The sequence below is a fragment of the Pseudomonas sp. BF-R-24 genome (assembly GCF_019947335.1).
GTDB lineage: Bacteria > Pseudomonadota > Gammaproteobacteria > Pseudomonadales > Pseudomonadaceae > Aquipseudomonas > Aquipseudomonas jessenii.
In genome coordinates, this window is record NZ_JAGYGG010000009.1 from 1 (window position 1) to 19447 (window position 19447).

The 19447-nt window shown below is 61.6% G+C and carries 16 protein-coding genes; 11 read left to right on the forward strand and 5 right to left on the reverse strand.

All coding sequences use genetic code 11. The features are described from left to right. The first annotated feature begins 227 nt into the window (after positions 1–227). Together KGA98_RS09530 and KGA98_RS09535 are read left to right on the forward strand one after the other, a co-directional pair. The gene (locus KGA98_RS09530; protein ID WP_057715021.1) at positions 228–1280 is read left to right on the forward strand and encodes a WD40/YVTN/BNR-like repeat-containing protein; all 1053 of its coding nucleotides are present in this window, start codon (positions 228–230) and stop codon (positions 1278–1280) included. Between the two features lie 28 nt (positions 1281–1308). Beyond that, positions 1309–3693, forward strand: a complete 2385-nt coding sequence (locus KGA98_RS09535) for an efflux RND transporter permease subunit (protein ID WP_102671985.1) — start codon at positions 1309–1311, stop codon at positions 3691–3693. 171 nt (positions 3694–3864) lie between these two features. Here KGA98_RS09535 and KGA98_RS09540 read toward each other — a convergent pair whose 3' ends face one another. Further along, on the reverse strand, positions 3865–4584 hold the full coding sequence (locus KGA98_RS09540; RefSeq protein ID WP_032829613.1) for a FadR/GntR family transcriptional regulator: 720 nt from the start codon (positions 4582–4584) through the stop codon (positions 3865–3867). Between the two features lie 171 nt (positions 4585–4755). Then, complete coding sequence (locus tag KGA98_RS09545) at positions 4756–6492, reverse strand: IlvD/Edd family dehydratase (RefSeq protein ID WP_223502174.1); 1737 nt, start codon at positions 6490–6492, stop codon at positions 4756–4758. Between the two features lie 194 nt (positions 6493–6686). Between KGA98_RS09545 and KGA98_RS09550 the strand changes: the two genes are divergently transcribed. The 9 genes from KGA98_RS09550 (at position 6687) to KGA98_RS09585 (ending at position 13645) form a co-directional block, all read left to right on the forward strand. Continuing rightward, positions 6687–8009 (forward strand): MFS transporter, encoded by a 1323-nt coding sequence (locus KGA98_RS09550; protein WP_223502175.1) that lies wholly within the window; start codon positions 6687–6689, stop codon positions 8007–8009. A gap of 158 nt (positions 8010–8167) precedes the next feature. Beyond that, positions 8168–9160, forward strand: a complete 993-nt coding sequence (araD1, locus tag KGA98_RS09555; protein WP_223502176.1) for an AraD1 family protein — start codon at positions 8168–8170, stop codon at positions 9158–9160. Between the two features lie 10 nt (positions 9161–9170). Continuing rightward, entirely contained in the window at positions 9171–10751 is a 1581-nt protein-coding gene (locus tag KGA98_RS09560; RefSeq protein WP_223502177.1) for an aldehyde dehydrogenase (NADP(+)), read from the forward strand. A 133-nt stretch (positions 10752–10884) separates the two neighbouring features. Further along, entirely contained in the window at positions 10885–11223 is a 339-nt protein-coding gene (locus tag KGA98_RS09565) for a DUF5629 family protein (protein WP_057715014.1), read from the forward strand. Continuing rightward, on the forward strand, positions 11216–12385 hold the full coding sequence (locus tag KGA98_RS09570) for a lactonase family protein (RefSeq protein ID WP_223502178.1): 1170 nt from the start codon (positions 11216–11218) through the stop codon (positions 12383–12385). Before KGA98_RS09565 ends, KGA98_RS09570 begins: the two co-directional genes overlap by 8 nt. Before the next feature lie 156 nt (positions 12386–12541). Further along, positions 12542–12721 carry a hypothetical protein gene (locus KGA98_RS09575; protein WP_057715012.1) on the forward strand — a complete coding sequence of 60 codons (180 nt, stop codon included), beginning with the start codon at positions 12542–12544 and terminating at the stop codon, positions 12719–12721. A gap of 216 nt (positions 12722–12937) precedes the next feature. Then, positions 12938–13063 (forward strand): hypothetical protein, encoded by a 126-nt coding sequence (locus tag KGA98_RS28435; protein WP_263287831.1) that lies wholly within the window; start codon positions 12938–12940, stop codon positions 13061–13063. A gap of 115 nt (positions 13064–13178) precedes the next feature. Continuing rightward, entirely contained in the window at positions 13179–13391 is a 213-nt protein-coding gene (locus KGA98_RS09580; protein WP_223502179.1) for a hypothetical protein, read from the forward strand. After that, positions 13388–13645 carry a hypothetical protein gene (locus KGA98_RS09585; RefSeq protein ID WP_057715011.1) on the forward strand — a complete coding sequence of 86 codons (258 nt, stop codon included), beginning with the start codon at positions 13388–13390 and terminating at the stop codon, positions 13643–13645. The genes KGA98_RS09580 and KGA98_RS09585 overlap by 4 nt, the downstream gene beginning before the upstream one ends. A 114-nt stretch (positions 13646–13759) precedes the next feature. Here KGA98_RS09585 and KGA98_RS09590 read toward each other — a convergent pair whose 3' ends face one another. The 3 genes from KGA98_RS09590 to KGA98_RS09600 are packed head-to-tail and all read right to left on the reverse strand — an operon-like array spanning position 13760 to position 19235. Further along, positions 13760–14356: a glutathione S-transferase gene (locus KGA98_RS09590; RefSeq protein WP_223502180.1), complete on the reverse strand. Its 597-nt coding sequence runs from the start codon at positions 14354–14356 to the stop codon at positions 13760–13762. Continuing rightward, positions 14353–17994 carry an AAA family ATPase gene (locus tag KGA98_RS09595; protein ID WP_223502181.1) on the reverse strand — a complete coding sequence of 1214 codons (3642 nt, stop codon included), beginning with the start codon at positions 17992–17994 and terminating at the stop codon, positions 14353–14355. Before KGA98_RS09595 ends, KGA98_RS09590 begins: the two co-directional genes overlap by 4 nt. After that, positions 17991–19235, reverse strand: coding sequence for an exonuclease SbcCD subunit D C-terminal domain-containing protein (locus KGA98_RS09600; RefSeq protein ID WP_223502182.1), 1245 nt, complete (start codon positions 19233–19235; stop codon positions 17991–17993). The genes KGA98_RS09595 and KGA98_RS09600 overlap by 4 nt, the downstream gene beginning before the upstream one ends. Between the last annotated feature and the right edge of the window lie 212 nt (positions 19236–19447).

Below are 19447 nucleotides of genomic sequence, written 5' to 3' on the forward strand. Positions count from 1 at the left end.
ACCTGATACCCAACCATTCAGAACCCCACCCCCATCCCCCCGGTTAACAAAACATAACGTGGCGTCGATTGTCAGACATTAAAAAACACCGATAGGATAGGCCAGCTTCCGAAGGGGCTCTGGATTGCGGGTTTCAGGACTATGCTCTGAAACAGCCGGTCCGGACACGCACCCTTGCGGCGCCCAGTAAGGTTGAACGACCTAACAATAATAATGGGAGAAGGTCTATGAGTGAGCCTGTCATGGGTGTGGGTATCTGCCGCCCGCCGGCATTACGCAAATTCGCGTTGCTGGCCACAGCGCTCTCGCTGTTGGGCTCTGCCATGCTGTCGGCGCCTGCGCTGGCCGCGGCGGCGCCAGCATCCGATGTTGTCTATTCCATTGAATCGGCCAAGGCCGCCAAAAGCCTGATGCTCGATGTCGTCCACGCCGGCAAGCGCCTGGTGGCGGTCGGGGATCGTGGGCACATCCTGTATTCCGATGACCAGGGCGCTACCTGGACCCAGGCCAAGGTCCCGACCCGGGCCCTGCTGACGTCGGTGTTCTTCGTCGATGACATGCACGGCTGGGCCGTCGGCCATGACGCGCAGATCCTCGCGAGCGAGGACGGCGGCGCGACCTGGACCAAGCAATTCGAAGATCTGAAACGCGAATCGCCGCTGCTCGATGTCTGGTTCAAGGACGTCGACAGCGGCTTTGCCGTGGGCGCCTACGGCTCGCTGATGGAAACCACCGACGGTGGCAAGCATTGGGAAGACGCCAGCGACCGCCTGGACAACGAAGACCAGTACCACCTGAACGCGATCGCCGCGGTCAAGGACGCCGGGCTGTTCATCGTCGGTGAGCAGGGCAGCATGTTCCGCTCCGCGGACTGGGGCCAGACCTGGGAGAAACTCGAAGGCCCTTACGAAGGCTCGCTGTTCGGCGTGATCGGTACGGCGCAGTCCAATACGTTGCTGGCCTACGGCCTGCGCGGCAATCTTTACCGTTCCACGGATTTCGGCACCACCTGGGACCAGGTCGAGCTCAAGGCTGAACGTGGCGACCTGGAGTTCGGGCTGTCCGGCGGTACGCTGCTCGACGATGGTTCCATCGTGATCGTCGGCAACGGCGGTTCGGTCATTCGCAGCAGTGACAATGGCGAAACCTTCAAGGTGGTCAACCGTCCGGACCGTATTTCCGTCTCGGCAGTGACTGCGGCAGGCAATGGCAATCTGGTTCTGGCCGGGCAGGGCGGCGTTCGCGTCACTTCGCCAAGCGGCACCGAGTCGGGCAAATGAGCCGGGTTAATAATAAGAAGGCGGAGCTATGACTTCCTTGAGTACTCATCACCAGGACAAGGCGACGTTCCTCGAGCGCCTGATCTTCAACAACCGCCCGGCAGTGATCACGATCTGCCTGCTGGTCAGTATTTTTCTGTTCTGGCAGGCGACGCTGATCCGTCCGTCCACCAGCTTCGAAAAAATGATCCCGCTGGAGCACCCCTTCATCCAGAAGATGATGGAGCACCGCAACGATCTGGCGAACCTGGGCAACACCGTGCGGATCTCGGTGGAAGCCACCGATGGCGACATCTTCTCCAAGGAGTACATGGAGACCCTGCGTCAGATCAACGACGAAGTGTTCTACATCTCCGGCGTCGACCGTTCCGGCCTCAAGTCGCTGTGGAGCCCCAGCGTTCGCTGGACCGAAGTGACGGAAGAGGGCTTCGCCGGCGGTGAAGTGATTCCGCAAAGCTACAACGGCTCCCAGGCCAGCCTCGATCTGTTGCGCAACAACGTGCTCAAGTCGGGTCAGGTCGGGCGGTTGGTGTCCAACGATTTCAAGTCGAGCATCGTCGACATTCCGTTGCTGGAGTCCTATCCGGACCCGCAGGACCAGGGCAAGCTGCTGGCGCTGGACTATCGCCAGTTCTCCCACGAGCTTGAGGACAAGATCCGCACCAAGTTCGAAGCACAGAACCCGAACGTGAAGATCCACATCGTCGGTTTCGCCAAGAAAGTCGGTGACCTCATCGATGGCCTGGTGATGGTGGTGATGTTCTTCGGCGTTGCCTTCGTCATCACCCTGATCCTCTTGCTGTGGTTCACCAATTGCCTGCGCAGTACCGTCGCCGTGTTGAGTACGACGCTGGTGGCAGTGGTCTGGCAACTGGGCTTGATGCACTTCTTCGGCTTCGGGCTCGATCCCTATTCGATGTTGGTACCGTTCCTGATCTTCGCCATCGGTATTTCCCACGGCGTGCAGAAGATCAATGGGATCGCCCTGCAATCGAGTGAGGCGGACAACGCCCTGACGGCGGCGCGTCGCACCTTCCGTCAACTGTTCCTGCCGGGGATGATCGCGATCCTCGCCGATGCCGTGGGTTTCATCACGCTGCTGATCATCGATATCGGTGTGATCCGTGAGCTGGCCATCGGCGCATCCATCGGTGTGGCGGTGATCGTGTTCACCAACCTGATCCTGTTGCCAGTGGCGATTTCCTATGTCGGCATCAGCAAGCGTGCCGTCGACCGCAGCAAAAAGGACGCGACTCGCGAGCATCCGTTCTGGCGCCTGTTGTCGAACTTTGCCAGCGCGAAAGTGGCCCCGGTTTCCATTCTGCTGGCACTGATCGCCTTTGGCGGCGGCCTGTGGTACAGCCAGAACCTGAAAATCGGCGACCTCGACCAGGGTGCCCCGGAGCTGCGTCCGGACTCGCGCTACAACAAGGACAACAACTTCATCATCAACAACTACTCCACCAGCTCCGACGTGTTGGTGGTGATGGTCAAGACCAAGTCCGAAGGCTGTTCGCGCTACGAAGCCATGGCGCCGATCGACGAGCTGATGTGGAAGATGCAGAACACCGAGGGCGTGCAGTCGGCGATTTCCCTGGTGACCGTGTCCAAGCAAATGATCAAGGGCATGAACGAGGGCAACCTGAAATGGGAAACCCTGTCGCGTAACCCAGATGTGCTGAACAACTCCATTGCCCGCGCTGACGGCCTGTACAACAACAGCTGTTCCGTGGCGCCGGTGCTGGTGTTCCTCAACGATCACAAGGCCGAGACCCTGGATCGCGCGGTACATGCGGTGCAGGAGTTCGCCAAGGAAAACAACAAGGAAGGCCTGGAGTTCATCCTCGCTGCCGGTAACGCCGGGATCGAGGCGGCCACCAACGAGGTGATCAAGAAGTCCGAACTGACCATTCTGGTCCTGGTGTACATCTGCGTCGCGGTCATGTGCATGATCACCTTCCGTTCGTGGGCGGCGACCTTGTGCATCGTGCTGCCGCTGGTGCTGACCTCGGTACTCGGCAATGCCCTGATGGCCTTCATGGGTATCGGCGTGAAAGTGGCGACCCTGCCGGTCGTGGCGCTCGGGGTGGGGATTGGCGTGGACTACGGCATCTACATCTACAGCCGCCTGGAAAGCTTCCTGCGTGCCGGCCTGCCGCTGCAAGAGGCGTACTACCAGACACTGAAGTCCACCGGTAAGGCGGTGCTGTTCACCGGTCTGTGCCTGGCCATCGGCGTGTGCACCTGGATCTTCTCGGCCATCAAGTTCCAGGCCGACATGGGTCTGATGCTGACCTTCATGTTGCTGTGGAACATGTTCGGTGCGCTGTGGCTGTTGCCGGCACTGGCGCGGTTCCTGATCAAGCCGGAGAAACTGGCGGGGCAGAAGGGCAATTCGTTGTTCGCCCACTGATCGACAGCTGAAACAAAAAAGCCGCAACCTCAGGGTTGCGGCTTTTTTTATATCTCAAATTCACACCATTCCCTGTTGTAGGAGCGAGCTTGCTCGCGATGGTGTGTCAGCTACATTGACTCCGACTGATACTCCATCGCGAGCAAGCTCGCTCCTACAAGGGGCCGGTGATCAGGCGGGATCGCTGCCGAGCACCACATTCAGCGCGCTGCGGGCATCGTCCAGCTGCACCAACGTCGCATGCCGCGCGCCGAGGGCATCGCGGTTTTCGATGGCGGTCAGGATCGCCTTGTGCCGGGGCAGCGCCAGTTCATGCAGGTTCGGCCGCTGGTTCGAATGCTTCAAGGCTTCGGCGATGGCCACCGAGAGCATGTTGCACAGGTTGGCCAGCAAGTCGTTGTGCGTGGCATCGGCGATGCGACTGTGGAAATCCAGGTCCGGCTGCAATAGCGCCTCTGGCGTCGGGGCGGCTTCCATGCGTTGGTAGGCTTCACCAATGGAGGCAATGTCCGCCTCCGTGGCGAATTGCGCGGCGAGGGCGGCAGCGGCCGGTTCGATGATGCTGCGCACGCTGGTCAGCAGGTCGAAAAACTGATTCTGCGGACTGCTCTGCATCAACCAGTGCAGCACGTCCGGATCGAGCATGTGCCAGTCCTTGCGCGGCTTGACCACGGTGCCGACCCGCGGGCGGGAATACACCAGGCCCTTGGCGACCAGTACCCGGGTGGCTTCACGCAGCACCGGCCGGCTGACCGCATATTCTTCGCACAACAGCGCTTCGGCGGGCAGTTTGTCGTCGGGCAGGAAACGTCCCGAGACGATCTGCATGCCCAGTTCCTGGACGATGCGCGAGTGCATGCTTTTGCGGTCGGAGGGTTTGCGGTAATCCATGGGAAGCGGCACGGTCCTGTGCGAAGAGGTGTCGCGCATGATAGCAGGCGCGGCGAGTCGACTGTAGGAGCGAGCTCGCTCGCGATGGACGTCAACGATAACGTGGGGAACCTGACACCCCGCGGCGGTCTCGGGTCCATCGCGAGCAAGCTCGCTCCTACAAGGGGGGTGTCAGTGGGAGTGGCGCGGCACCTCGGCCCCACGGCAACCGACCAGGAAGTCGAAGTCGCAACCCTGGTCCGCTTGCAGCACGTGGTCGATGTACAACTGACGATACCCACCGACGATCAGGTTCTGTGGCGGTTGCAGATCGGCCATGCGCGCGGCCAGCTCGGTGTCCGCAATATCCAGGTGCAAACGGCCGCTGGCACAATCGAGTTCGATCCAGTCGCCTTCCTTCACTGCGGCCAGCGGACCGCCGGCAGCGGCCTCCGGGGCGACGTGCAGCACAACCGTGCCGTACGCCGTGCCACTCATGCGTGCATCGGAAATACGCACCATGTCCGTCACACCCAGGGCCAGCAGCTTGGCCGGCAGGCCCATGTTGCCCACTTCGGCCATGCCCGGATAACCCTTCGGCCCGCAGTTCTTCATCACCAGGATCGAGTTGGCATCCACGTCCAGTTCCGGATCGTTGATCCGTGCCTTGTACATGTCGAAGTTCTCGAACACCACCGCACGGCCGCGATGCTGCATCAGTTCGGGCGTGGCGGCGGACGGCTTGAGCACGGCGCCCAGCGGTGCCAGGTTGCCGCGCAATACACAGATGCCGCCATCGGCGCGGATCGGGTTGTCGAGGGTGCGGATCACTTCGTCCTCGCCATAGATCGGCGCGTCCCTGGTGTTCTCGCCGATGGACTTGCCGTTGACAGTCAAGGCGTTCGGGTTCGGGATCAGGTTGGCTTCGCCGAGGCGACGCAGCACCGCCGGCAAGCCACCGGCGTAATAGAACTCTTCCATCAGGAAGCGCCCGGACGGTTGCAGGTCGACGATGGTCGGCATGCCGCGACCGATACGGGTCCAGTCATCCAGGTCCAGCTCGACGCCGATGCGCCCGGCGATGGCTTTCAGGTGGATCACTGCATTGGTCGAACCGCCGATGGCGGCATTGACGCGGATGGCGTTTTCGAAGGCTTCCTTGGTGAGGATCTTCGACAGCTTCAAGTCTTCGCGCACCATCTCCACAGCACGCATGCCGGACATGTGCGCCAGCACATAACGGCGCGCGTCCACGGCCGGAATCGCCGCGTTGTGGGGCAGGGAGGTGCCGAGCGCTTCGGCCATGCAGGCCATGGTGGAGGCGGTGCCCATGGTGTTGCAGGTACCGGCCGAGCGGGACATGCCGCCCTCGGCCGCGAGGAAATCGTCGATGCTGATGGTGCCGGCCTTGACCTGTTCGCTGAGCTGCCAGACCACGGTGCCGGAGCCAATGTCCTTGCCCTTGTGCTTGCCGTTGAGCATCGGCCCACCGGTGACGACGATCGCCGGCACGTCGCAACTGGCGGCGCCCATCAGCAGGGCCGGGGTGGTTTTGTCGCAACCGGTCAGCAGTACGACGCCGTCAATCGGGTTGCCGCGAATGGCTTCTTCCACGTCCATGCTCGCCAGGTTGCGGGTGAGCATGGCGGTAGGGCGCAGGTTCGATTCGCCGTTGGAGAACACCGGAAATTCCACCGGGAAGCCCCCGGCCTCGATCACCCCGCGTTTGACGTGCTCGGCGATCTGGCGGAAGTGCGCGTTGCACGGGGTCAGTTCTGACCAGGTGTTGCAGATGCCGATGATCGGCTTGCCATGGAACTGGTGGTCGGCGATGCCCTGATTCTTCATCCAGCTGCGGTACATGAAGCCGTTCTTGTCGGCGGTGCCAAACCATTGGGCGGAGCGCAGGGTGGGTTTCTTATCAGACATGATCGATTCTCTTATTGTATGACTATATTGTTCGAGCTGAGGCGTAACATAAGCGCAAATTCTGCGCTTTGGAAGTGTTGTTGGGTAAATAGTATTACTATATAGTCCGCTCAAACGGAGGGATGGCCCTGGCGAATTCTTCGCGAGAGGCGTCCCCCGAGGTTCTATAACAACAACAATCGGAGACCGTTCTCATGAGCCAGGAACTGCGGCTTATCCGCCGCATCACGCTGAAACTGATTCCCTTCCTGATCCTGCTGTACCTGATCGCCTATGTGGACCGCTCCGCGGTGGGCTTCGCCAAATTGCACATGGGCGCAGACATCGGCCTGGGCGATGCCGCCTACGGTCTTGGCGCCGGGTTGTTCTTCATCGGCTACTTCCTGCTGGAAATCCCCAGCAACCTGATGCTCGACCGCTTCGGCGCACGGCGCTGGTTCGCGCGGATCATGGTCACCTGGGGCGCCATCACCATCGGCATGGCCTTCGTCCAGGGGCCGAACAGCTTCTATGTGATGCGCTTTTTGCTCGGCGCCGCCGAAGCCGGGTTCTTCCCGGGCGTTCTGTACTACATCACCCAATGGTTCCCGGTGCGCCATCGCGGCAAGATCCTCGGGCTGTTCATCCTGTCGCAACCCATCGCAATGATGATCACCGGCCCGGTGTCCGGTGGCTTGCTGGGCATGGACGGCGTGTTGGGGCTGCACGGCTGGCAGTGGCTGTTCATCGTCATTGGTGCCCCGGCGATCCTGTTGACCTGGCCGGTGCTGCGTTACCTGCCGGACGGCCCGCAGCAAGTGAAGTGGATGGACCAGGCGGAAAAGGACTGGCTCAGTGGCGAGCTGAAAAAGGATCTGGATGCCTACGGCCAGACCCGTCACGGCAACCCGTTGCACGCCCTCAAGGACAAGCGCGTCCTGCTGCTGGCGCTGTTCTACCTGCCGGTGACCCTGAGCATCTATGGCCTGGGTTTGTGGCTGCCGACCCTGATCAAACAGTTCGGCGGCAGCGACCTGGTGACCGGATTCGTCTCGGCGGTGCCGTACATCTTTGGCATCGTCGGTCTGCTGATCATCCCGCGCAGTTCCGACCGCTTGAACGACCGCTACGGCCACCTCGCCGTGCTTTACGTGCTGGGTGCGATTGGCCTGTTTCTCAGCGCCTGGCTGTCGGTGCCTGTGCTGCAACTGGCGGCGCTGTGCCTGGTGGCGTTTGCACTGTTCTCCTGCACGGCGGTGTTCTGGACCTTGCCGGGCCGCTTCTTCGCCGGTGCCAGTGCGGCGGCGGGGATTGCGTTGATCAATTCGGTGGGCAACCTCGGCGGTTACCTCGGTCCGTTCGTGATCGGCGCGTTGAAGGAGTACACCGGCAACCTTGCGTCCGGCTTGTATTTCCTCTCCGGGGTGATGGTGTTCGGGCTGATTCTGACTGGCGTGGTGTATCGCCTGCTGGAACGCAAGCACGTCCTGCCAGCCGATGAGTTTGCGGCGAGTGCGCGTGGGGCTTCCCGTACCTGATTTTGAGGGTTCACACCGACCAAATGTGGGAGCGGGCTTGCTCGCGAAAGCGCAGTGTCAGTCACCGATGATGTCGGGTATGACGACCTCTTCGCGAGCAAGCCCGCTCCCACATGGGTTCTGCGGTGTTCTGACGTATTGTTTACAGGAGAAAATTCATGCGTTTGGTTCAGTTCGAATTGAGTAACGGCGAACGCCGTGTCGGCGTGGTCGAGGCGGGCCTGATCCGTGAAGTACAGGACGCGCGCACCGTTCGCGATCTGGCATTGGCGGCGATCGAGGCGGGCGCAAGCCTTGAGCAACAGGTACAGAGCCTGGGGCTGGGGATCAGCCATGACTACGCCCAACTGCTGACGCAACGGCGCATCCTGCCGCCCCTGGACCATGCGGACCCGGCGCACATGCTGATCAGCGGCACGGGCCTGACGCATCTGGGCAGCGCCTCGGCCCGGGACAAGATGCACCAGCAAAGTGGCGATGAAACCGCGATGACCGACACCATGCGCATCTTCAAATGGGGCGTGGAGGGCGGTAAGCCGGCGGCGGATGAAGCCGGTGTGCAGCCGGAGTGGTTCTACAAAGGCGATGGCGGCATCGTCGTCAGGCCGGGCCAGCCGTTTCCCCTGCCGCCGTTTGCCGAAGATGCCGGCGAAGAGCCGGAGATCGCTGGCCTGTACGTGATCGGTCACGACGGCAAGCCGTATCGCCTGGGTTTTGCCGTGGGCAACGAGTTCTCCGACCACGTCATGGAGCGCAAGAACTACCTGTACCTGGCCCACTCGAAACTGCGCAGCTGCAGCTATGGCCCGGAACTGCGGGTTGGCGAACTGCCGCAGCATCTGGCGGGCACCAGCCGCATCCTGCGCGACGGCGAAGTGCTGTGGCAGAACGAGTTTCTCAGTGGCGAGGCGAACATGTGCCACAGCCTCGCCAACCTCGAATTCCATCATTTCAAGTACAGCCAGTTCCTGCGCCCGGGGGACGTGCACATTCACTTCTTCGGCACGGCGACCCTATCCTTTGCCGACGGCATTCGCACGCAACCGGGTGACGTGTTCGAGATCACCCAGGCTGAATTCGGCGCGCCATTGATCAACGGTATCGCACCGGTCGCAGCGGCTTTCGAGCCCGGCACCGTCGGCACACTTTGAGGAGTTACCCATGACCCGGATCCTTGGTCACAACTACATCGGCGGCCAGCGCAGCGCCGCCGGCAGCATCAAGTTGCAGAGTGTCGATGCAACAACGGGCGAGGCTTTGCCTCACGCCTTTTATCAGGCGACAGCGCAGGAAGTCGCTGCGGCGGCCACCGCGGCGGCGGCCGCGTATCCGGCCTATCGCAGCCTGAGCGCGGAGCGACGGGCGCAGTTTCTCGAGGCCATTGCCGATGAACTGGATGCCCTCGGTGATGATTTTGTCGCTGTGGTCTGCCGCGAGACGGCGCTGCCCGCCGGCCGGATTCAAGGCGAGCGTGGACGCACCAGCGGGCAGATGCGCCTGTTTGCCAAAGTCCTGCGTCGCGGTGATTTCTACGGCGCACGGATCGACCGGGCATTGCCGGAGCGTCAACCGTTGCCGCGTCCGGACCTGCGTCAATACCGTATCGGCTTGGGGCCTGTGGCGGTGTTCGGTGCCAGCAACTTTCCGCTGGCGTTCTCCACCGCCGGCGGCGATACCGCCTCGGCGCTGGCCGCCGGGTGCCCGGTGGTGTTCAAGGCCCACAGCGGTCACATGGCCACGGCTGAATGGGTGGCTGACGCGATCATTCGTGCCGCCGAGAAAACCGGGATGCCGGCGGGTGTATTCAACATGATCTATGGCGCTGGCGTCGGCGAGGCGCTGGTCAAGCATCCGGCGATTCAGGCCGTGGGCTTCACCGGTTCGCTCAAGGGCGGTCGAGCCTTGTGCGACATGGCGGCGGCCCGTACACAACCGATTCCGGTGTTTGCCGAGATGTCGAGCATCAACCCGGTGATCGTCTTGCCCGAGGCGTTGCAGGCGCGGGCCGACACGGTCGCCCGGGATCTAACGGCGTCGGTGGTTCAGGGCTGCGGCCAGTTCTGCACCAATCCGGGCCTGGTGATCGGCATTCGCTCAGCGCCGTTCAGTGCCTTTGTGCAGCAAGTGGCCGGGTTGATGGGCGATCAGCCGGCGCAAACCATGCTCAATGCGGGAACCCTGAGCAGCTACGGTCAGGGCTTGCAAAAACTGCTCGCGCATCCGGGGATTGAGCACCTGGCCGGCAATCCGCAACAGGGCAATCAGGCACAGCCGCAGTTGTTCAAGGCCGATGTCAGCCTGCTGCTCGATGGCGATGAAGTGCTGCAGGAGGAAGTGTTCGGTCCGACCACGGTGGTGGTTGAAGTGGCCGATCATGCGCAACTGATGGCCGCCCTGAATGGCCTGCACGGCCAGTTGACCGCCACCGTCATTGGCGAGCCGGAAGACTTCGAACAGTTCGCCGGACTGACGGCGTTGCTGGAGCAGAAGGTCGGACGCATCCTGCTCAATGGCTATCCGACGGGCGTGGAAGTCTGCGAATCGATGGTCCACGGCGGGCCTTACCCGGCAACGTCCGATGCGCGCGGCACCTCGGTGGGCACACTGGCCATCGATCGTTTCCTGCGCCCGGTGTGCTTCCAGAACTACCCGGACAGCTTGCTGCCGGATGCGCTGAAGAACGGCAATCCGCTGCGCATCCAGCGACTGGTGGATGGGCAGTCGTCCCGCGAGGCACTCTAGCGGCTGACACAACTCCTGTGGGAGCGGGCTTGCTCGCGAATGCAGTTTATCATTCAACATCTCTGTTGGCTGACACTGCGCTTTCGCGAGCAAGCCCGCTCCCACAGGTTTGTGTGAAACTTTGGTCGGGTGCATGAGCTATCATTGCGTCTTTCTCATTCAAAGATTGATTGCCATGACTTCCCCAACCGACACCTTGCTCAATGCCCTCGAACACTGCGGAATGGTGGAGATCGACGGGCTGCATGCCTTCGAATTCGCCCTCGACGAGTTCGATAACCTGCACATTGAATGCATGGATGGCCGTGCGGCCAAACACTGGGAGTTCACTCCGGCGCAGGTCCAGGCCGCGACCTTCGACTCTACGCTGCAAAGCTGGTTGATCACCGGTGACTCGGGTGAACACCGTTTGGTGTGCCTGGGCGATGTCGTCAGCGGTGACAACGAAGAAGACGACCAAGACGATGCATAACCTCTGGCCACTGTTGATGGCCGGCAGCATCGGCGCCATGGGCGTTCAGGTCGCATCCGCCGAGGACTATCAACTGCTGGTGGGCTCCTACACCGCCGGTCAAAGCCAGGGCATCTACCGCCTGGCGTTCGACAGCCGCACCGGGCAGATCGATGCCAGCCCCCTGCAAGTGCTCAAGAGCGAAAACCCGTCGTGGCTGACCCTGTCGAAGGATCAGCGACAGCTGTTCGTGGTCAACGAAAACGGCCCGGGTCAGACCGATCCGGTAGGGCGCGTCAGCAGTTTCGCGATTGATCCCAAGACCCACGCGCTGAGCCTGATCAGCCAGGTGCAAAGCCTGGGCAACGAGCCGACCCATTCCAGCCTCAGCATCGATGGCAGCCATTTGTTTGTCAGCAATTACTCGGTGGCCGAAGACCCGGGCGGCACCCTGGCGGTATTGCCGGTGGCGGCCGATGGCAAGCTCAAACCGGTGGTGCAGATGAGCAGCCACCCGGCGAGCCGGGTCAATCCCGAACGCCAGGCCTCGGCCCACGTGCACTCGACGATCCCGTCGCCGGACGGCAAATACGTGTTCGCCAATGACCTGGGCGCCGACAAGGTGTTTGCCTACCGCTTCGACCCCAAGGCCAACCCGGAACTGCCGTTGACCCCGGCCACCCCGGCATTCGTGCAACTGCCGCCGGGCAGCGGGCCGCGCCACCTGCTGTTCAGCGCCGATGGCAAACACGCCTGGCTGACCATGGAAATGAGCGCGCAAGTGGCGGTGTTCGATTACCACGACGGCCAACTCGAACAGACGCAGATGGTCGATCTGGCTGCCGGGCAACCGGTATCGGACAAGGCTGCGGCGGCGTTGCATGCCTCGGCTGATGGCAAGTTCCTCTACGTCAGCAACCGTGGCACGGCCAATCAACTGCTGGTGTTTGCCATCGATCCGGCGACCGGCCACCTCAGTGAGCTGCAACGGCGGGCGGTGGAGGGCGATCATCCACGGGAATTCAGCCTCGATCCGAGCGGCAAATTCCTGTTGATCGCCAACCAGAAGAGCAACCAGATTGTCGTCGTCGAACGCGACGTCAGGACCGGTCTGCTGGGCAAGACCGTGCAAAAACTGCCGATGGATGCCCCGAGCGACCTCAGGTTTCTGCTGCGTCAATAAGCCGCAGGCCCCGGTTGATGGGGCCTGCCTGCTTTTATCAATGACGCTGATATCTGGTACTGCTACAAAGCATTTCAAGGCACGAACCCTCGAGGGTTAAGTTTGCTTCACAGCCCCACCGGGCAAGCAAGCCAACCGAATCCGAGGAATACCGCCATGAACTTCAACATCTTCTCTGTCATCGCCGCTTCCGCCATTTCCGCCACCGTTGCGCTGCCAGCCAGTGCCAACGTTGAAATCAGCGACAAAAAAGCCCACACCCAGAGCTACACCCCGAAGTACCTGCAACAGAGCGCCAACTTCTACGCCGCGCTGGATCACAAAACCCAAGCCTGAACGTCAGCCCTGCCTTTATGCAGGAGGGAAGTCACTGATGATCGAAGAGCCTGATGTTGAAAAACAGGTGTTGAAAACGATCAGAGTGATGTCGCTCCTGCATAACGCATTTGCGACAGCATCACTTTGCCATTAATGTCGCGCTTGATATCACATTGCCATGAGTTTAAATTGACGCTGATTTTTTGACTCATCCTCACGGCAAGGATCGACAGCATGGTGACGCGTCTGGCATTGGTTCTACTTTTTCTCTATTCAACCCCCATTCTGTCGGCAGCCGACCCTGTTCCGGGTGAGCCGGATGCTGCGCGCGAGCGCTTGATGAGTTTTATTGAAGAGTGAAATAGTCTGGCTTAATGATCAATGAAGTTGATGGTCACTATGGATAACCCTGAGTGGTTAACCCGGCTTTTTTGATCGATTCTGTGGGCATTGAAACATGCCTGCGGAGAACATCATGGCCAGCGCAATTCTCACTTCTGCCAAACACGGCGCCTATGTGGCGATCGGTCTTTACCTTGCCATGGTGCTGGTGGTCAGCCTTTCAGCCCAGTCGCAATCCAGCTTTGAAACACCGATCCAGGTCGCTCATCCCGGCATCCAGTTTGAACACCGTGCGCAGAATGCCAGCGTTGATCAGGCTGAACTCGCAGGAGTCGTCGGCGCATGAAAGGGCACAGACTTTGGGTCATCGCCTTCCTGGCGTTCATGACCAACGGATCCTCCCTGTTGGGGATCGGCCAGGGCTCGGCAGGCTCGGTGGCACGGGCCATCGAAGCCAACCACAACATTGCCCGCAACATCGAAAACGCCAATGCCCAGGGCATGCTGGCCGGCAATCCGCCGATCAGGAGTGAAGGTGTGGTTTTCGGCCCGTTCCAGGTCGATTGCTCGGCCATCGGGATGTGTCAGGTTCTGGCCTGAGTCTTCGACGCACCACGGACCTTTGTAGGAGCCAGCCTGCTGGCGATGGTGTATCAGGCACCACAGCGTCAACTGACACACCTTCGCCAGCAAGCTGGCTCCTACAGGGGATGGTTATTTCTTCATGATTGATGTGAACAGGTCCGACTCCAAAAGCCGCTGTAGCCATGCCTGCAAGCGCAGGTAAGGCGTCTGCCCGAACCACTCGCGATCCACATGCGCAAACTGCCGTACAAACGGCATCAACGCCACATCCGCCAGGCTCGGATGGTCCGCCAGCAAATAGTCGCGGCCTTCCAGCAACTGATCCAGACTGCGCAGGAACACCTCACCCTCGCTGCGATAAACCTCCATCGGCTGCTCGGGATAACGCTCGGCGTACTTGTAGCGATTCAAGTGCACCTTGAACACCTGATCGTTCTGTTCAATCAAAGAGGCGATTTGCTCCGCTGCGACAGGATCATCCTTAAGCAACCAGTCCTGTGGATCGTTCTGAGCCAGGGCCCAGCGCATGATGTCGAGGCTTTCGTCGATCACCCGGCCATCGGCGCTCAGTACCGGGACCGTGCCTTTGCCCGACAGTGCGAGCATCTCGGCGGGCTTGGCCTTCAGGCTGACTTCGACGATGTCCACGGCCACTCCCGAATAACGCAGGGCCATGCGTGCGCGCATGGCGTACGGGCAGCGGCGGAAGGAATACAGCGTGTTCATTTCACCTCCAGGGTACTCAGGCCGTTGCCCTGGCGCTGGACCTGAATCTGCACCGGAATACGTTCATGCATTTCCTGTACGTGGGAAATCACCGCGACCTTGCGGCCCTGGGCCTGCAAGCCGTCGAGGGCATCCATGGCCAGTTGCAGGGATTCGGGATCGAGGCTGCCGAAGCCTTCGTCGATGAACAGCGACTCGATTTTCAACGTGCTTGACGCCATCGACGCCAAACCGAGGGCCAGCGCCAGTGACACCAGGAAGGTCTCGCCACCGGACAGTGAGTGTACCGAGCGCAGTTCGTCGCCCATTTCCGTGTCCATCACCAGCAACCCGAGCATGCTGCCGCCGCGCTTGAGGCGATAGCGGCGCACCAGTTGGCGCAATTGCACGTTGGCGTGATGCACCAGCAGGTCGAGGTTGTAGGCCTGGGCGATCTTGCGGAAGGTGTCGCCGGTGGCGGAGCCGATCAACGCATTCAGGCGTGCCCAGCGTTGATACTCGTTGTAGGCGTCGGCAATCTGCTGCGCCAGGGCCTGATTGGCGTTCTGCCGGCGCTGGTCCTCGGCTTGCTCGGCGCGCAGTTCGGCGCAGTGTTGCTCGCTGGCGGCAGCGAGGTTTTGCAGGTCGATCAGCGCACTGGCCAATTGCTCGGCATCGAGGTTGCCGTTCTGTTGTGCCTGATGATTGAGCAGGTGTTTGTTGCGCTCCTGTACCAGGACGTTGGCCTGTTCGATGGCTTTCTCGCTGTGCTGCAAGCGCTGGCGCAGTTCGCTGACCTGGGTGTCGTCGACGCTCAACAGGTTTTCCAGGCCGCCGTCATCCAGCTCGGGATGACGGGCACGCCAGTCGCCGATCTTGCCGGCGAGCTCAAGTTCTTCGCCTTCCAGTGCATGCAAGCGTTCGCGCTGGGCCTTGAGCTCGGCGGCGATTTGCACTGACTGCGTGACGACGCTTTGCAACGTCTGCGCAGTGCTGGCTTCGGCGCTGCGTGCCTGTTCCACGGTCTGTTCCAGTTGCTGCTGCCAATGCTCGGCGCTGCTGTGTTCGCCGAGTAATTGCCCGAGTGTGTGCTGGCTCGCCTGTTGCTGCTCGGCCAGCCCGGTGAATTGCTGTTCGGCGGCCTGCAATTGCTGCACGCGGCTTTGCTGGCGATCCTGTTCCTTCTCCAGGTGTTGCTGGCGCTGTTGCTGCTCGGCCAGTTCTTCCTTTTGTTGTTCGAGTTGCGCCAGGCGCTCGGCGATCTGCCGGTCGAGCTGCAGGAAGGTCGCGGCCGGTTCGACGCGCAGCGCTTGCAGGGTTTCGGCCGGCAGCAGGTTGGCGAATGCCTTGAGTTCTTCGTCCAGACGCTGGCGGTCGTTGTTCAATTCGCGCTGTTGATTGCTCAGGTGCTGGGCCGCTTGCTGGTGCGCGGTTTCGGCATGGCGCAGTTGCTGGGTCAGGCGTGCGGCATCCTGTTGCAGGGTGAGCAGCGCGCTCTGCCGTTGCTCGTCCTGGTTGATGCTTTGGTTGAGCTGACTGTTTTGCTGGACGAGCCAGGCATCGCGTTTGGCGGCATCCTGATTCAGCAGTTGGGCCGCCAGCGGGTGCGCTTCCAGGCTCGGAGCGAGGGCTTGCTGCTGGGTCGCCAGTTGCTCCTGCTGTTGCAGCAGTTCCTTTTGCTGGGCGATCAGCCCGCCGACTTCGGCACGCAGGTCAGTGAGTTTTTCCTTGAGCAGGTCGACGGCCTTTTGCGCGTTGGCCTGTTCGCTTTCATCAAAACGACCGAGGCTTTGCAGCAGGGCTTCCGGCTGATGATAGGGATGCTCGTTGCTGCCGCAGACCGGACATGGCTGATCGTCCTGCAACTGCGCGCGCAGCTCTTCGACACTGGCACTGCGCGCCAGACGCTGACGCTCCAGCAGTTCGCGAGTAACGTTGAGGGTCTGTTCGGCAACGCTCAGATCAGCCTTGGCCTTGACCCCGTCCTGGGTCAGGCGTTCGCGCTCCTGCTGCGCGGTGAGCTGGCGCTGTTGCAGCTCGGCGCTGCGTTTGTCCAGGTCCTGCCGGCTGGCCCACAGGCGCGCAAGGTCTTCGACGGCGCGCAGTTGCTTGCGGTTGTCCTGCAACAGGCTACCCAGGATGCCGATCTGTTCGGCGACGGCATCCGGTTCGGCACCGGCCTCCTTGAACAGCACCTCCAGTTGCTGCTTCTGCGCGGTGAGCGCCTGGTCGGTGCTCGCGGCGTTTTGTTCGAGGCTGGCCAGTTCGGCCTGGCCCTGATTCAGTCGATTGCCGATCAGCATCAACTGTTGCAGCCGGTCGCGATAGGCATTCCAGGCATCGCTCAGCGGTGCCAGATGCGTGCTTTGCTCAAGCCCCGTGGCGATGCGCTGCAAGTCCCCGGCGCCTCGGGCTTGCTGACTGAGCAAGGCCTCAATCGTGCCCTGGCCTTGGGTGCAGGCCTGTTGCGCCTGTTGCCTGGCTTCGGCGCTGAGGGCGGTGTCCTTGGCCAGGCGGGCGAGGGTGCTTTGGGCTTCGAAGGCCTGACGCAGTAACGGTGCGCTGTCGGCTTGTCGCTGTTGGGTTTCGCTCAAGGCGATCCGGGCGCTGCCGAGCTGTTGCTCAAGCAGCGTCTGGCGCTCACCGAGTTCGCCATGTTGCTGCGTCTGCAAGGCAATTTGCGCCGCCAAGGGTGTCAGCAGCGCGTCGACCTCGGCTTTACGGGCGAACTGGTGCCGTTGCGGGGCCAGCTGTTCGAGACGGGTGAGCCTCAACCGCTCGCTGGCCAAGGCCTCCCAGTGGGTCTGCGCCGATTGCAGTTGTTCGCTGGCGGCCAGATGCTCGTCCTGCAATCGACGCAGGTCCTTGAGCCAGGTGTCCTGCAGTTCAAGCTGCTTGAGTTGTGCCTGTTGGGTCTTGAGTTGTTGCTGCGCCTGGCTGAAGCGCTCATCCAGTTCGGCGCGAGCTTCAGGTGACAGCGGCGTTACCCCGCTGGCCTGATCCTGCAGCAGCTTGTGCGTCTCGCGGGCCTCCTTGGTCTTGTCGAAGGCCCGACGACCGAGGCGAGTGTAGAGCGCGGTATCGGTGAGTTTTTCCAGCAGTTCGCTGCGGTCGTTGTCGTCGGCCTTGAGAAACGCGCTGAACTCGCTTTGCGCCAACATTACCGCGCGGGTGAACTGTTCGAAATTCAGCCCCAGCGCGGCTTCGAGCTGAGTCTTGTATTCGCCTTTCTGGCTGGCGAGCAATTGATCCTGATCGATGTCACGCAAGCTCTGGCGGCTGGCCTGCAGCTTGCCAGCGGCCTTGTCCCGGGCGCGATTGGCCTCCCAGCGGGCGCGGTAGCGGCGGCCGTCGACGCCGACGAAATCCACTTCCGCATAGCCTTCACCCGTGCCGCGACGCAGCAGGGTGCGCGGGTCGCCGGTAGCGATTTCGCCGTCGGCGTCCGGCACCTTGGCGTCGCGCCCGGTGTTGTTCAGGCGCGGTACGGCGCCAAACAGCGCCAGGCACAGGGCATCGAGCAAGGTGCTTTTACCAGCGCCGGTGGGGCCGGTGATGGCGAACAGTCCGGCACTGGCCAGGGGTTCGGCAGTGAAGTCGATTTCAAATGGCCCGGCCAGGGAGGCGAGGTTTTTCAGGCGGATCGCGAGGATTTTCATGGTTGTTCGCTCTCCATCTGCACGTCCTGCAACAGCTCGGCAAAGTCCTTGAGGGTCTGTTCGTCGACCTCGCTGCCGTAGTTGTCCTGCCAGGCGCGGCTGAACAGTTCCTGAGGCGTGAGTTGGTCCAGTTCGATCAGCGCGCTGCCTTCGTCGACACCGTCACGGCCGTCGTTGCCGGCGTACTCGGCGGCGATGCGCACCAGGCGCACGGCCTTGCCTTGCAGGGCGGTTTCCACTTGATTGCGCAGGTCGGGCTGCGGTTCGTCGAGGCGCACCCGCACCTCCAGCCATGGCTGGCGCTGGATGTCGGCCAACAGGTCGATGTTCGGCAGGTCCGCCAGTTGCACCAGGATCTCGCTCAATGGCGCCGGGCCGATGCGTTGCAGGTTGACCGCGCGGGGGATCAGTTTCGGCTCGACGCTGACCAGGGTTTCGCCATCGAGTTTGATGTCGAGGATCTGGTGCTGATAGCTGATCTCGGAGAACGACAACGGAATCGGCGAGCCGCTGTAGCGGATGCGTTCTTCGCCGTTGACCTTCTGCGGCTTGTGCAAGTGACCGAGGGCCACATAACTGATGCTCGGCCCGAACAGGCTGGCGGGCAGGGCTTCGGCATTGCCGATGATCAGGCTGCGCTCCGAGTCTTCCGACACCGAACCGCCCGCCATGTGCGCGTGACTGATGGCGATCAGTGCCTGGCCTTTCTTGCGCTTTGCGTTCGCCGCCTCGATCAGCCATTCATGGACTTGGCCAATGCCACGCAGGTAGTTGTCGCCCAGATGCGCGCCGGTGACTTCGGCAGGGCGCAGGAACGGCAGCGCCAGGCACCAGGCGACGGTTTTGCCCTTGGCATCCGGCAGCGGCAACAGCAAACGCTCGGCATCCAGTTGCCCGTCATCCAGCCACAACACACGACCGAGCGCGTGAGTGCGCAAGCGGCGCATCAACGGCGCGGGCAGTTCGATCCGCGAGCCGGAGTCGTGGTTGCCGGCAATCATCACGATGGTCAGCAACGGCTGCTGTTCGTGGGCGCTGACGATGAAGTCGTAGAGACGCTCCTGGGCTTTGACCGGCGGATTGACCGTGTCGAAGATATCGCCGGCAATCAACAGCACATCCGGCTGGTCGAGCTTCAATTGACGCAACAGCCACTCGAGAAAACAGCCGTGTTCGAAATCGCGATCCTGGCCGTGCAGGTTCTGCCCGAGGTGCCAGTCGGAGGTGTGAAACAAGCGCAAGGCGAACTCCGCTACAAAATAGGTAATGGCCGCGTGAAAAATGAAGGCGGCGAAAGGGGGAAGAGTTTACTGGTAAACCGGTCGGGTGTGGTTGCACACCAAACTTCTTATGGCAGGGAGTTCTGTGGCGAGGACGGCTGCCTGTGGCGAGGGGGCTTGCCCCCGTTGGGCTGCGGAGCGGCCCCAGGTTTTTCCTGGTACACCGAGCCACC

Coding starts and splice junctions, on each gene's coding strand:
- KGA98_RS09530 (WP_057715021.1), top strand. CDS start 228: ATGAGTGAGCCTGTCATGGGTGTGGGTATCTGCCGCCCGCCGGCATTA.
- KGA98_RS09535 (WP_102671985.1), top strand. CDS start 1,309: ATGACTTCCTTGAGTACTCATCACCAGGACAAGGCGACGTTCCTCGAG.
- KGA98_RS09540 (WP_032829613.1), bottom strand. CDS start 4,584: ATGGATTACCGCAAACCCTCCGACCGCAAAAGCATGCACTCGCGCATC.
- KGA98_RS09545 (WP_223502174.1), bottom strand. CDS start 6,492: ATGTCTGATAAGAAACCCACCCTGCGCTCCGCCCAATGGTTTGGCACC.
- KGA98_RS09550 (WP_223502175.1), top strand. CDS start 6,687: ATGAGCCAGGAACTGCGGCTTATCCGCCGCATCACGCTGAAACTGATT.
- araD1 (WP_223502176.1), top strand. CDS start 8,168: ATGCGTTTGGTTCAGTTCGAATTGAGTAACGGCGAACGCCGTGTCGGC.
- KGA98_RS09560 (WP_223502177.1), top strand. CDS start 9,171: ATGACCCGGATCCTTGGTCACAACTACATCGGCGGCCAGCGCAGCGCC.
- KGA98_RS09565 (WP_057715014.1), top strand. CDS start 10,885: ATGAGCTATCATTGCGTCTTTCTCATTCAAAGATTGATTGCCATGACT.
- KGA98_RS09570 (WP_223502178.1), top strand. CDS start 11,216: ATGCATAACCTCTGGCCACTGTTGATGGCCGGCAGCATCGGCGCCATG.
- KGA98_RS09575 (WP_057715012.1), top strand. CDS start 12,542: ATGAACTTCAACATCTTCTCTGTCATCGCCGCTTCCGCCATTTCCGCC.
- KGA98_RS28435 (WP_263287831.1), top strand. CDS start 12,938: ATGGTGACGCGTCTGGCATTGGTTCTACTTTTTCTCTATTCAACCCCC.
- KGA98_RS09580 (WP_223502179.1), top strand. CDS start 13,179: ATGGCCAGCGCAATTCTCACTTCTGCCAAACACGGCGCCTATGTGGCG.
- KGA98_RS09585 (WP_057715011.1), top strand. CDS start 13,388: ATGAAAGGGCACAGACTTTGGGTCATCGCCTTCCTGGCGTTCATGACC.
- KGA98_RS09590 (WP_223502180.1), bottom strand. CDS start 14,356: ATGAACACGCTGTATTCCTTCCGCCGCTGCCCGTACGCCATGCGCGCA.
- KGA98_RS09595 (WP_223502181.1), bottom strand. CDS start 17,994: ATGAAAATCCTCGCGATCCGCCTGAAAAACCTCGCCTCCCTGGCCGGG.